Source organism: Aliarcobacter skirrowii CCUG 10374 (assembly GCF_003544835.1).
Classification (GTDB): domain Bacteria; phylum Campylobacterota; class Campylobacteria; order Campylobacterales; family Arcobacteraceae; genus Aliarcobacter; species Aliarcobacter skirrowii.
Window position 1 is genome coordinate 409793 of sequence record NZ_CP032099.1, and the last position, 14145, is coordinate 423937.

The 14145-nt window shown below is 28.6% G+C and carries 13 protein-coding genes; all 13 read left to right on the plus strand.

Going from position 1 to position 14145, the window contains the following annotated elements; genetic code table 11:
- Positions 1–1209: a methionine adenosyltransferase gene (metK, locus tag ASKIR_RS02155; RefSeq protein WP_066352914.1), complete on the plus strand. Its 1209-nt coding sequence runs from the start codon at positions 1–3 to the stop codon at positions 1207–1209.
- A 45-nt stretch (positions 1210–1254) separates the two neighbouring features.
- Positions 1255–2121, plus strand: coding sequence for an acetyl-CoA carboxylase, carboxyltransferase subunit beta (gene accD / locus ASKIR_RS02160; protein WP_066352424.1), 867 nt, complete (start codon positions 1255–1257; stop codon positions 2119–2121).
- Position 2122: 1 nt separating this feature from the next.
- A complete protein-coding gene (locus tag ASKIR_RS02165) occupies positions 2123–2728 on the plus strand; it encodes a thiamine phosphate synthase (protein WP_066352912.1) in 606 nt (201 codons plus the stop codon).
- Complete coding sequence (locus ASKIR_RS02170; RefSeq protein WP_066352422.1) at positions 2725–3180, plus strand: 23S rRNA (pseudouridine(1915)-N(3))-methyltransferase RlmH; 456 nt, start codon at positions 2725–2727, stop codon at positions 3178–3180. Before ASKIR_RS02165 ends, ASKIR_RS02170 begins: the two co-directional genes overlap by 4 nt.
- A 56-nt stretch (positions 3181–3236) precedes the next feature.
- A complete protein-coding gene (locus ASKIR_RS02175) occupies positions 3237–4244 on the plus strand; it encodes a hypothetical protein (protein WP_066162398.1) in 1008 nt (335 codons plus the stop codon).
- On the plus strand, positions 4244–5182 hold the full coding sequence (locus ASKIR_RS02180; RefSeq protein WP_066162395.1) for a tRNA dihydrouridine synthase: 939 nt from the start codon (positions 4244–4246) through the stop codon (positions 5180–5182). Before ASKIR_RS02175 ends, ASKIR_RS02180 begins: the two co-directional genes overlap by 1 nt.
- 69 nt (positions 5183–5251) lie before the next feature.
- Positions 5252–6070, plus strand: coding sequence for a 50S ribosomal protein L11 methyltransferase (locus tag ASKIR_RS02185; RefSeq protein ID WP_066352420.1), 819 nt, complete (start codon positions 5252–5254; stop codon positions 6068–6070).
- Between the two features lie 3 nt (positions 6071–6073).
- Positions 6074–8116, plus strand: a complete 2043-nt coding sequence (ftsH, locus tag ASKIR_RS02190) for an ATP-dependent zinc metalloprotease FtsH (protein ID WP_066352418.1) — start codon at positions 6074–6076, stop codon at positions 8114–8116.
- 297 nt (positions 8117–8413) lie between these two features.
- Positions 8414–9967 carry a 2-isopropylmalate synthase gene (locus ASKIR_RS02195; RefSeq protein WP_115588428.1) on the plus strand — a complete coding sequence of 518 codons (1554 nt, stop codon included), beginning with the start codon at positions 8414–8416 and terminating at the stop codon, positions 9965–9967.
- A 12-nt stretch (positions 9968–9979) separates the two neighbouring features.
- Positions 9980–10315, plus strand: a complete 336-nt coding sequence (locus ASKIR_RS02200; protein WP_066352413.1) for a thioredoxin family protein — start codon at positions 9980–9982, stop codon at positions 10313–10315.
- Positions 10308–10727 carry a heme-binding domain-containing protein gene (locus ASKIR_RS02205; RefSeq protein WP_066355872.1) on the plus strand — a complete coding sequence of 140 codons (420 nt, stop codon included), beginning with the start codon at positions 10308–10310 and terminating at the stop codon, positions 10725–10727. Before ASKIR_RS02200 ends, ASKIR_RS02205 begins: the two co-directional genes overlap by 8 nt.
- On the plus strand, positions 10727–13681 hold the full coding sequence (locus ASKIR_RS02210) for a MutS-related protein (protein ID WP_115588429.1): 2955 nt from the start codon (positions 10727–10729) through the stop codon (positions 13679–13681). Before ASKIR_RS02205 ends, ASKIR_RS02210 begins: the two co-directional genes overlap by 1 nt.
- Before the next feature lie 160 nt (positions 13682–13841).
- On the plus strand, positions 13842–14132 hold the full coding sequence (locus tag ASKIR_RS10230; protein WP_066352407.1) for a GumC domain-containing protein: 291 nt from the start codon (positions 13842–13844) through the stop codon (positions 14130–14132).
- The last annotated feature ends 13 nt before the right edge of the window (positions 14133–14145 follow it).

Here is a 14145-nt window from a genome sequence, read left to right on the forward strand (position 1 = left end):
ATGGAAAAAAAATCACAATACTTATTTACAAGTGAAGTAGTAAGCCCTGGACACCCTGATAAATGTGCTGATATTATTGCAGACTCAATAGTTGATAGATTAATTATTGAAGATAGTAACAGTAGAGTTGCAAGTGAAGTTTTTGTAGCTGGAAAGCATGTTGTTATTGGTGGTGAAGTAAAATCAAATGCAAAATTATCACAAAATGATTATGAAAAGATTGTAAAAGATGCATTAGCAAAAATTGGATACGATGGAAAAAGTGCCTTTACAAAAGAGCAAGCACTTCATCCAGATGATGTAAAAGTTCAAGTTTTATTAAATCAACAAAGTCCTGATATAAGTCAAGGTGTTGATCAAACAACTGGAGAGATAGGTGCTGGAGATCAAGGTATTATGTTTGGATTTGCCTCTTGTGAAGCTGCTGAATTTATGCCTTCAGCAATTGTTTATGCAAGAAGACTTTGCGATACAGTTTATAAATATGCTTTAGAGCATAAAGATAAATTTGGTGTTGATATCAAAACTCAAGTTACAGTTGATTATGGAACAAAAGAGAATTTTGAAAATTGTAAACCTCAAAAAATTCATACAATTGTAGTTTCAGCCCCATCAAATGAGAGCTTAAAAATCGAAGAGGTAAGAGCAATTATTCAAGAGTTAATTGATAACTCTGGTCTGCCTGATAAGCTTTATGATAAAAATAGCACAATTATTCATATTAACCCAACAGGAAGATATGTAAATCATAGTTCACTTCATGATAGTGGATTAACTGGAAGAAAACTAATTGTTGATAGTTTTGGAGGATATGCACCAATTGGTGGTGGAGCACAATCTTCAAAAGATTATACAAAAGTTGATAGAAGTGGACTTTATGCAGCACGATGGATTGCAAAACATATAGTTGCTGCAAATTTAGCTAAAAAAGCAATTGTACAAATATCTTATGCAATTGGTGTAGCACGTCCTACTTCAGTTGCTGTTGATACAATGGGAACATATACAAAATATAATGATGATATCTTATCTTCATTTGTAATGGAAAATTTCCCTTTAACTCCAAGATGGATTACAGAAAAATTTAAATTAGATAAACCATCAAAAGATAGTTTTTTATATGCAGATGTAGCTGCGCGTGGACAAGTTGGACAGCCTGATTATCCATGGGAAAAACTTGACGAAATTGAGAAATTTAAAAATATTTAGTAATATTTGAATATAATATCGCTTTAGAAAAATAAGGAGAGGGTTGTGGATTTAAAAAACCTATTTAGTAAAATTTCATTTGATAATAAAGATAAAGAGCAAGCAAAAAAGAGTGAAGCTCCAAGTCACTGGATAAAATGTTCTAGTTGTAACGCTTTAATGTTTATCAAAGAGATAGAAAATCAAGATAATGTTTGCCCAAAATGTGGTTTTCATTTAAGAGTTGGTGCAAAAAGAAGAATAGAGATTTTAGCAGATGAAAATAGCTTTGTAGAGTTTGATTCGAATCTAAAACCAAATGATCCTTTAAAATTTGTAGATAAACTTTCATACAAAAAAAGAGTTGAAGATGGACTTGCAAAAACAGGAAGAGTTTCAAGTGTTATTAGTGGTGAGTGTACAATTAACTCAATTCCTGTTCAGCTTGTAGTTTTTGATTTTGCATTTATGGGTGGAAGTTTAGGTAGTGTTGAGGGTGAAAAAATTGTAAGAGCCGTAAATAGAGCTATTGAAAAAAGAGAGGCTGTTATAATTGTATCAGCATCAGGTGGTGCTAGAATGCAGGAGTCAACTTTTTCTTTAATGCAAATGGCAAAAACAAGTGCAGCTTTAAAAAGACTTGATAGCGAAAAACTTCCTTATATCTCAATTTTAACAGATCCTACAATGGGTGGAGTTTCTGCTTCATTTGCATTTTTGGGTGATATTATTATGGCAGAGCCAGGTGCTCTTATTGGATTTGCTGGTCAAAGAGTTATTAAGCAAACTATTGGTGCTGATCTGCCTGAAGGTTTCCAAAGAGCTGAATTTTTATTAGAAAAAGGTTCAATTGATATGGTTGTAAATAGAAAAGATATGAAAAAGACTATTTCAGATCTTCTTACAATTTTTGGACAAAAGAAAATTAGCTAAAATGCTCTCAAATTTAGAAAAATCTTTGGGTTATGAACTCAAAGATTTTAACTTGCTTTATCTTTTATGCGATTATGAAACATTGATTAAAAAAAAATTAAGCTTAGAAGATTTTGTTAAAAAAGTAAAAAATAGCAAAGCAGTTCTTTTGCAATATAGAGATAAAAATTCAAGTTTAGATATTCAAAAAAAGAACTTAATATATTTAAAACAGAATCTAAATATTCCAATAATTATAAATGATAAACTAGACTTAATTGATTATGCAGATGGTCTTCATATAGGACAAGAGGATATCTCTTTAATTAATAAAGATAAAAAAATAGCTGTTAAACTTTTAAGAGCAAAAATAAAAGATAAACTTTTAGGGCTTTCAACTCATAATGAATTTGAAATTTTAGAGGCAAACAATCTTGAACTTGATATGATTGGACTTGGAGCTTACAAAACTACAAACACAAAAGATATATCAAATATTTTAGGTGAAAAATTAAGTTATCTTGCAAAAATATCAAAACACCCAGTTTGTGCAATTGGTGGAGTTAATGTTGAAGATAAGATAGAAAATGTTAGATTTAACTGTGTTGGAAGTGGTTTTTTAAATTGAAAATAGATATTTATATGATTGCAAAGGCATCAAATGATGATTTTGATAAATTAATAAATGATTTCATAAAGATGTCAAGTAAATACTCAAAGATAAATATTCACTATATTTTTAATAATGAGATATCAAAAGCTCAAAATATAAGTCAAGAAGAGGCACAAAAAATCTACACAAAAACTTATCAACCATATTTAAAAGGTTATAATGTTGCTCTTGATGTTTTAGGAAAAAATATCGATACTTTCGCCTTTTCAAATCTTTTAGAAAATAAAATGCAAATAAACTTTTTTATTGGTGGTGCATACGGTTTTCAAAGAGAGTTTTTAGATCTTTGTGATACTACAATTAAACTTAGTAATTTAACATTTGCTCATAAATTGGCAACTTTGGTTTTAAGTGAGCAGATATTTAGAGGATTAACTATTATAAACAATCATCCATATCATAAGTAATTTATAAAGTTTTAAGTATAATAAACATCTAAAAATAAAGAAAAGGAAGAGAACCTATGGGTCTTAAAAATTATATCATTGCTACAATTTTGTTTATGGTTATTGTATATGGCTTTGTACATAGCCTAGAATTAGGGGAATATACTCTTACAATGTTTGGAAACTCTTTAACTCTACCAGTTTCGCTTTGGATTGTTGTTCCAATACTATTTTTATCTGTTATGACCTATTTGCATATTATTTTTTATGCAATTGTTATTAGCTTTAAAAATAGATTTGTAAGACAAGATATAAAATCTACATTTGATTTAATAAAATCAAAATTAATTCAAGATGATAAAAAAGTATCATTTATCACAAAAGATTTTAAAGAGTTATCAAATGTTTTACATAATGTTGATTTTGAACTAAAAACAACAACATTAAACGCTTCAAATGAAGATATAAAAGATATATTGCATACTATAAATGAGATTGAAAATGGTCTATATGTAAAAGATTTAAAAAGCACAAAAGGTTCAAAACTATTTGAAAAAAATATAAAAAACAGAATTGCAAATGATGCTGATTTTGCTCTTGAAGTTGTAAAAAGAAAAGATAAATATGGTTATGAACTACAAAAAGAGGCTCTTTTAAAAGTTATTTCAGATAAGAGTTTAACAACTGTTAAAAAAGTTTATAATGAAGTTAAATTAGATAAAGAGTTAGCTTGTGCAATTTTGAAAAAAGATGTTCAAACAGATGATTTCTCTTTAGGATATGAAGAGATTATAAAGATATTAAAAGATTTAAATTTATCTAAAGATGAGTATATTAAATTTGCAAAACTTTATGAAGATAGTGAAAAACCAGATACTTTAATAATGCTTTTTGAAAAACTTTCAAGCCAAAATGAAGATGCAACAGAAGCTTACTTATATATTTTAAATAAATTTGAGATGATAGATAAATTAAGAGAGTTTTTAGTTGGTTCTGCTGAAGATGAGTATGTAGCATTTAAGGCACTTTTAGATTTAAAAGATGCAGGGAAACACTACAATTTAGATAATATCTCTTATAAATAATGAAAAAAAAACTTGATTTTTCAAAACCTCTAGTGGTTTTAGCACCACTTGCTGGTTATACAGATTTACCTTTTAGAAGTGTTGTTAAAAAGTTTGGAGCAGATCTTACTATTTCAGAGATGATAAGCTCAAATGCTTTGGTTTATAAAAGTGCAAGAACACTTAAAATGGTAGAAAAAGCTCCTAGTGAAGATCCATATTTTGTTCAAATTGCTGGAAATAGTGTTGATTTAGTTAAAGCTGCAGTTGAGATTTTAAATGATGTTGATGGAATTGATGGAATTGATTTAAACTGCGGTTGTCCTGCTCCAAAAGTTTTTAATCATGGAAGTGGTTCAAACTTACTTGGTGATTTAAAAAAGCTTGAAGAGATTTTAAGTACTATTAAAAAATACTCAAAAAAAGAGTATACAAGTGCAAAAGTAAGGCTTGGAGTTAATGAAAAAATTCCAGTTGAAATAGGAAAAGTAGTTGAAGCTTGTGGAGTTGATTTTGTATCAGTTCATGGAAGAACAAGAGCTGGAAAATATAAAGCCCCTGTAGATTATGATGCAATTAAACAGATGAAAGAGGCTATTTCAATTCCTGTTATTGCAAATGGCGATATAAAAGATTATAAAAAAGCAAAAGAGGTTTTAGAGTACACAAAAGCAGATGGTGTTATGATAGGACGAGGTGCTATTGGTAAACCTTGGGTTTTTTATCAATTAAAACATGAGCTTGAAGATATTGACAACTCTATTAAAAAAGAGATTATTTTAGAACACTATGACAAAATGCTTGAGTTTCACGGAGATTATGGTGCTATAATTTTTAGAAAATTGTTACACGCTTATTCAAAAGGTTATACAGGAGCAAATGAGTTTAGAGATTTAGTAAATCAAGTAAGCGATAAAAATATAATGAGAGATTTAATAGAGAGCTTTTTTAAAATTTAATTTGATTAAAAAGTTATTTAGATAAAATATCGCATTTTTACAATAAAAAATTTAAAAGGAAAAAAATTTTTGACACAGCAATATTTTGAATTAGAGATTTTCCCTCAAAAAAATTATGATGTTTTTTTAGATTTAGTAGAGAGTATAGTTGAAGATGCTATTGAAGAGAGTGAAAAATCAATTATTATTAGAAGTGAAGATAGTTTAGAAGATATAAAAGAGGCTATAGAAAAGTTTAGTAAAGCCATAGATGTAGAGTGCCAAATCTTTTACGAAAAAAAAGATGCAGTTGATTGGATAAAAAAATATCAAGACTCTATAAATCCAGTTGAGGTTGGTAATTTTTATGTAAGACCATCTTGGGTAGAGAAAAAAGATGGAAAAATAGATATTCTAATAGACCCAGCACTTGCATTTGGTTCAGGTCATCACGAAACAACTTCATCATGTATTTTGGCAATTGATGAGTTTGTAAAAAAAGATGATACATTACTTGATGTTGGAACAGGAAGTGGTATTTTAGCAATTGCAGCAGCAAAAAAAGGTGCAGTTGTTGATGTTTGTGATACTGATGAGATTTGTATAGAGAGTACTCAATCAAATTTTACTTTAAACGGTGAAAAAATAAATGATTCATGGATAGGTTCTGTAAATATTACAAATAAAAAGTATGATGTTGTAGTAGCAAATATTATTGCAGATATTTTAGTTATGATTTCAAGTGATTTAAAATCAAAATTAAAAGAAGATGGAATTTTAATTTTATCTGGAATATTAGACAAGTATGAAGGTAGAGTAAAAAGTAGTTTTAGCGATTTAAAAGTTTTAAAAGTAGTTCAAAAAAATGAGTGGATAACACTTATTCTACAAAATAGTAAGGAGATCTAATTTATGAATAAACAACAAAATAACAACTCAAACAAAAATCAAAATAGTAACAACAATAACAATAACAACAATTTTTTTAACAATAACCCACTTTTGATTTTTGTTGCATTCTCTTTAATCACAATTTTTGTGTTTAAAACAATTTTCCCTGATAGTGAATCAGGTGCAACAAATTCACAAATGCAATCTTATGGAAGTAGTTCTAATAAAACTGTTCCATATTCAGAACTTAAAAAATTAATTTCTAGTGGAAAAATAGAGTATGTAGGTATTGGAAATACTCAAATTAGAGCTATTAGCAAAAATGATGGTATGCAAAGAGTTACATATACAGCTAGAAGAGTTGTTCCAGATGAGACACTAATTAGTGAATTAGAGAAAAAGGGTATTTCATATGGTGGAATAAATGAAGAGAATGTTTTATCTGATATTCTTTTTGGATGGGTTTTACCTATATTTTTATTCTTTGCAATTTGGATGTTTTTGGTTAAAAGAATGCAAAAATCTATGGGTGGTGGAAGCGGAGGAATTCTTGGAATTGGAAGTTCAAAGAAGATGATTAACTCTGAAAAACCAAATGTAAAATTTGATGATATGGCTGGAAATAAAGAGGCAAAAGAAGAGGTAAGAGAAGTAGTTGATTTCTTAAAAGACCCAGAAAGATATGTAAGACTTGGTGCTCAAATTCCAAAAGGTGTATTACTTGTAGGTCCTCCAGGTACAGGTAAAACACTTTTAGCAAAAGCAGTTGCTGGAGAGGCTGATGTTCAGTTCTTATCAGTTTCTGGATCTGCATTTATTGAGATGTTTGTTGGAGTAGGTGCAAGTAGAGTGCGAGATTTATTTGAACAAGCAAAAAAAGTAGCTCCTGCTATTATTTTTATTGATGAGATTGATGCTATTGGTAAAAGCAGAGCTAGTGGCGGACCAATGGGTGGAAATGATGAGAGAGAGCAGACTTTAAATCAACTTTTAGCAGAGATGGATGGATTTTCTACTGAAACAGCTCCTGTAATAGTTCTTGCAGCTACAAATAGACCAGAAGTTTTAGATCCAGCACTTTTAAGACCAGGAAGATTTGATAGACAAGTTTTAGTTGATAAACCTGATTATGAAGGAAGAATTGAGATTTTAAATGTACATATAAAAGATGTAAAAGTAGCAAAAGATGTAGATTTAAAAGAGGTTGCTAAAATGACAGCAGGTCTAGCTGGTGCTGATTTAGCAAATATTATAAATGAAGCTGCACTTTTAGCAGGTAGGGCAAACAAAGATCAAGTAGAACCAAGTGATTTTAAAGAGGCTGTTGAGAGACAAATAGCTGGACTTGAAAAAAAATCAAGAAGAATATCTCCAAAAGAGCGAAAAATAGTTGCATATCATGAAAGTGGACATGCAGTTATGGCTGAAATTACAAAAGGTGCTAAAAAAGTAAATAAAGTATCTATTGTTCCAAGAGGACTTGCAGCGCTTGGATATACACTAAATACTCCTGAAGAGAATAAATATTTAATGCAAAAACATGAGCTAATAGCTGAAGTTGATGTTTTACTTGGTGGAAGAGCTGCTGAAGAGGTATTTATAGGAGAGATTAGTACAGGTGCTGGAAATGATTTAGAGAGAGCTACAAATATTATTAAGTCTATGGCAACTATTTATGGAATGAGTGATATAGCTGGGCTTATGGTATTAGAAAGAAGAACAAATCAGTTCTTAGGTGGACAAACTCAAAAAGATTTCTCAGATGCTATGGCAAAAGATTTAGATGATCATGTAAAAACTACTTTAAATGAAAGATATCAAGTTGTGTTGCAAGCTTTAAGAGATAACAAAGATGCAATTGAACAAATGACTTCTGAGCTACTTGAAATAGAGGTACTTACAGGTGAAAGAGTTAGAGAGATTATAAAAGAACATGGTGGAAAAGTTTTCGAGGATGAAGATTTGCATAGTGATGCTTTGAATAAGGATAGTGCAGAAGTAAATAAAGATTCAAAAACAAAATCAAATATTGATTCAGATGAAAGTTCAACTAATAATAAATAAAAGAGTTAAATATTAGAGGTTTTTCCTCTAATATAAATAATTTTACTAAATAATAAAAATTATCCTTGACAAAATTAAAAAAATAAATTATACTTCCAAACTTAATAAAAAAAGGAGAGTAAAATGAAAATATTTATTATTTCAAAAAGCAATTTTCTAAAAAGTGTAAACTCTTCTTTACTACTCTTAAATCTACTCAAATTTTAATTTAAAATTAAATAAGTTTCTAAAAAATCTGTTTTTCTTTTTTTATTTAAAAAAAGATATAATCAAAAGTTAATTTAAAAGGTAAATATTATGGATAAAAATAAAATTATTGTATTTGATACTACTTTAAGAGATGGAGAGCAAAGCCCTGGTTGTTCTATGAACACAGAAGAGAAATTAAGAGTTGCTTTACAGTTAGAAAAATTGGGAGTTGATGTTATTGAAGCTGGTTTTGCAGCAGCAAGTCCTGGAGATTTTGATGCAGTTACTCAAATTGCAAAAACAATTAAAAATTCAAGCATCTGTTCATTAAGCCGTGCTATTGAAAATGATATAAAACAGGCTGGTATGGCTGTTTCTCATGCTAAAAAACATAGAATTCATACATTTATAGCTACAAGCCCAATTCATATGAAATATAAATTAAAAATGTCTCCAGATGAGGTTATAAAAAGAGCTGTTAGAGCTGTAGAGTATGCAAGAACTTTTGTAGATGATGTTGAGTTCTCTTTAGAAGATGCTGGAAGAAGTGAAATTCCTTTTATGAAAGAGGTAATGGATGCGGTTATTAGTGCAGGTGCTAGAACAATTAACTTACCAGATACTGTTGGGTATAGATTACCAACAGAGTTGGGTGCAATGGTTAAAGAGTTAAGCGAATTTGCAAATAATAGAGCAATAATTTCAGTTCATAATCACAACGATTTAGGATTAGCAACTGCAAATACTTTAGCAGCTGTTTTAAATGGAGCTAGACAAATTGAAGTTACAATAAATGGATTAGGTGAGAGAGCTGGAAACTCAGCTTTAGAAGAGGCTGTTATGGCAATAAAAGTGAGAAAAGATGTTTTTGGTGATTTATATACATCTATTAATACTCCAGAGATTTATGCAACTTCAAGATTAATTGCAACAATTACAGGAGTTGAACCACAACAAAATAAAGCAATTGTTGGTAAAAATGCATTTGCACATGAGAGTGGAATTCACCAAGATGGTGTTTTAAAACATCAAGAGACATATGAGATTATGCGACCAGAAGATGTTGGAGTTATCAAAGATAGCACTTTAATATTAGGAAAACATTCAGGTCGAGCTGCATTTAAAGATAAAATTGCACAATTAGGTTTTGATAGTGTTAGCGATGATGAGTTAAATAGTGCATTTGAAAGGTTTAAAGCATTAGCTGATAAGAAAAAAGATATAACAGATGATGATGTTAGAATGTTAATCACTGATGAAGCTTTAAATCACGACAAGATTTATGACTTAGTAGGTTTACAAATAAGTGATTGCTCAGATGGTTTACCAATGGCTGCTGTTTCAATTAAGTTTGAAGATAAAATTATTAAAGATGCTGGTTTAGGTGATGGAACTATGGATGCTATTTTTAAAACAATAGATAGAATCACTGGTTTTGCAGGGGAGTTAAAAGATTATAAAGTTGTATCTGTTAGTGAAGGTAAAGATGCTTTAGCAAAAGTTACAGTTAGAGTTACTTTTGAAGATAAAAACAACTCTTTTGTAGGTCATGGATTAAGTATTGATACAATGCTTGCAACTGCAAAAGCATATATTGGAGCTTTAAACTCATATTTATCGCAAAAAAATAGACTTACTAAAAATTGTGGTCATCAAATATAAAATTTCTAAACTATGAGAGAACTAAGTAGTAAAGAAAAGATTTTAGATATATTAAAAAAAAATCAAGCAGTTGTTTTATATTTTAAAGCAGAAAACTGCTCGGTTTGTGAGGTTTTAAAACCAAAAATAGAAGAGAATATCTCAAGAAATTTTCCAAAAATTGAGAAAATAGTAGTAAATAGTAATTCAAATTTAGAGTTAGCATCTTTTTTTAATATCTTTTCAAGTCCAACAATATTGGTTTTTTTTGAAGGCAAAGAGTTTAAAAGATATAACAGAAATATAAGTTTAGATATTTTTAATAGTGAAATAAGAAGGTTATATAATATGGTTTTTGAAAATGATTAGATTTTTAATGATTTGTTTGATACTTTTTGTATTAATGCAGTTTATAAGACCACAAAAAGTTGAATTTATTGAAGATAGTAGCAAAGAGATAGTTGCTTCAAAAGAGATAAAAGATATTTTAGTGAAAGCTTGTTTTGATTGTCACTCAAATAAAATAGAGTATCCATGGTATTCAAATATTGCACCTTTTTCTTGGGTTGTCATAAGACACACTACAAATGGAGTTAGAGCTTTAAATTTTTCTAATTGGGAAGATTATAATTATATTAGGAAAGAAGAGAAGCTAAAAGCTATCTATAGAACAGTTCATGCATCTATGCCACTTCCTGCATATACATTAGTTCATAAAGATGCGGATCTTACAAAAGAAGAGAGAACTATGATTAGAGATTGGACTGGAGTTCGAAGATAGTGAGAGAAGAAGTTAGTGAACTATTAGAAAATAGAAGCGAACTTTTAACAGTTACATATTTCAAACTTCAAAAACTTTTTGAAGAGAAGTATGGAAATAATGCTTTAGTACTTATGGAGATAGGTACATTTTTTGAAGTTTATGAAGTAAATAATGATGAAGAAAAAATTGGAAAAGCAAAAGAGATAGCAGAGCTTTTAAATATTCAATTAACTAGAAAAAATAAAAATATCCTAGAAAACTCAAAAGAGAATCCTATTATGGCAGGAGTTCCTGCAATATCTTTTGAGAAACATTTAGCAAGAATTATTGCTGAGCAAAAATATACTATTGCAATTATTAGACAAAAAGGAATACCTCCAAATGTAAGTAGATACTTAGATGTGGTTGTAAGTCCTGGAACAAATTTTGATTTTGTAATTGATCAAGATGAGAATTTTATAACTTCAATTGTAGTTGATCAAATAAGAGGAAACTACTTAATAGGTTATAGTGCAATCGATGTAACAACAGCAAAGTGCTACTACAATGAAGTTTTTGGAACGAATGAAGATAAATTTTTTGCACTTGATGAGATATTTAACTATATGAATATGCATAAAACTAGTGAAGTAATAGTTACAATTGTAGATAAAAATATAAATCAAAAAGAGATAATTGATTATTTAGAATTAAGCTTTAAAAGTTACCATTTAAGAACTTATAGACCAAAGATATCATATCAAAATGAACTTTTTAAAAATGTGTTTAATATTGAATCACTTTTAACTCCAATTGAGCATTTAAATATGGAGTTAAGTCCACTTTCAAGCGAATCTTTGGCTATTTTAATTGATTTTGTATTAGCACATGATAGTGCAATTATTCAAAAACTCTCAACTCCAATAAAACTTGATGTAAGTCGATATATATATCTTGGAAATAATGCCCTAGAGCAACTAAATATTATAGACACAAGCCATAATCCAAGTTTAATAAAACTTATAAACAATACTTCAACAGCAATGGGAAAAAGAGTTTTAAAAGAGAGAGTTACAAATCCAATCAAAGATACAAAAGAGCTTTTACGAAGATATAAACTATCACTTGATTTATATGATTATCACAATCCAATTGAAAATGAATTAGCAAATATCTATGATATTGAAAGGCTTACAAGAAGAATCAAGTTAAATAGGCTTCATCCATTTGAGTTAAACTATTTATATGACTCACTACTTAGTATAAAAGAGTTAGTTAAATTTATGGAGAATTATAAATTTGTAACCCCACCTTGTAGCAGTGAAGAGATAAATATATTTTTAAACTCAATTAATAGCACATTTGATTTAAGTGTAAGTGCTAGATTTATGTTAAAAGATGTTGATACAAATATGATAACAAGTGGTATAAACTCTTTAATAGATGAGTTAAATAAAGAAAACGAAGAGCTATTTTTTAAACTTGAACTTTTACAAACTCATATATTAAGTTTTTTTAAAACAGATGAGAAGAGTTTTGTAACAATAAATCGTCTTGATAAAGAGGGTTTTTTTATATCAATTACAAAAAATAGATACAATCTTATAAAAGAGGAACTTTTAAAATCACACCTAATAATAGATGATAAACTTTTACTTTTTAAAGATTTCTCTATTAAAACACAAACAAATAATATAAAAATCTCTTGTGAATTTATGAATGATATATCTGATAAATATGTTCATAATATTAGAAAAATTGTTGAGATAAATAAGCTTGTTTTTAAAGAGAAAATAGAGGAGTTTGAGAAAAAATTTGCAACACTTTTAGAGGAGTTAGTTCTGTTTATTGCTGAAATAGATGTAACAGTTTCAAATATAAAAACAGCAAAAAAACATAACTACACTTGCCCAAAAATAGTTAAAACAAAAGATGATGAGAACTTTTTGGAGTTAATTGACTTAAGACATCCAATAATTGAGGCAAATGAAGATTATGGAGTTTATGTTCCAAATGATATTTTACTAGGAGAGCTCTCATACACTTCAAAAGATAATTTAGAAAATCTAATATATAAAAACTCAAACCCAATAAATTTACAAAACAATAAAATGCATGGAATACTTCTTTTTGGAATAAATAGCTCAGGAAAATCATCACTTATGAAAGCAATTGGAATAAGTGTGATTTTAGCTCAAGCTGGATTTTTTGTACCTTGTAAATCTATGAGATTTTCAATTTTTGACTCTATTTTTACAAGAATTAGTGGAGCTGATAATATTGCAAAAGGATTATCAAGTTTTGCAGTTGAGATGATGGATTTAAAAAATATATTTAATCGAGCAAATAAAAAATCACTAATTTTAGGTGATGAGATAAGTCATAGCACTGAGACTTTAAGTGGATTAAGTATTGTTGCAAGCTCTATTTTAAAATTGGCTAAACTTGAAGCTTTGTTTGTGTTTGCAACTCATCTTCATCAACTTCCTACAATTCCTGAGATTGAAAAACTCAAAAATATAATCTGCCTTCATTTGGCTGTTATGTATGTTGATGATGAAGATAAACTTATTTTTAATAGAAAGTTAAATTATGGAAGTGGTTCATCAATTTATGGTTTAGAGTTTGCAAAATCTTTACATATGGATAGAGAGTTTTTAAGTGTTGCAAATGATATTAGAAAAAGATTGGCAGATGATTACACAAAAGTTGAAAGAATTTCTCAAAAACAATCTTCAAAATATAATAGCAATCTCTACACAAGCACTTGTATAATTTGTGGTCGAGCTTGTGATGAGGTTCATCATATAGCTGAACAAGCAAAAGCAAATAAAGATGGATTTATAGGTCATATAAATGCAAATCATAAATACAACCTAATTCCTCTTTGTAAACTTCATCACAAAATGGTTCATGATGGAAAGATAAATGTAAATGGTTTTGTAGCAACTTCAAAAGGACTTGAGCTTCACTATACAATGATTGAAGAGTAGATTAAGTTTTAATTAGTATTTAGATAGAATCCAAACTTCAAATAGATCAAAGGGGAATTAGATTGGAAAAATTCAAAGTGAAAATTTTGGAGATAAAATCATAGAAGCTCCTCAAAATTTAGCTTATATTATTGGTTTAGAGTTTCCAGTTAATGCAAGTTTGGTTAAAGGAACTCAATCTTTATTACAAGTTAAATACTCAAATGAAAATAAAGATGAGATTATTTCAACTTTAGAAAAAGTAAAAGATTTTATTATAGAAAAACATCAAAATGAAACTACTTTTTATCAAAATAAAATTATGACAAAACAAATAGGGGGAGGTGTTTCAATCTTAGATACTCCTATAAATCAACCTAAGAAAAAACTAATAGTTGCAGTTGCATTTGTAACAGGATTTATTCTTTCAATCTTTTTAGTATTTTTCTTAAAATTTATAAAAAAAGATTAAACACTCTTTCATA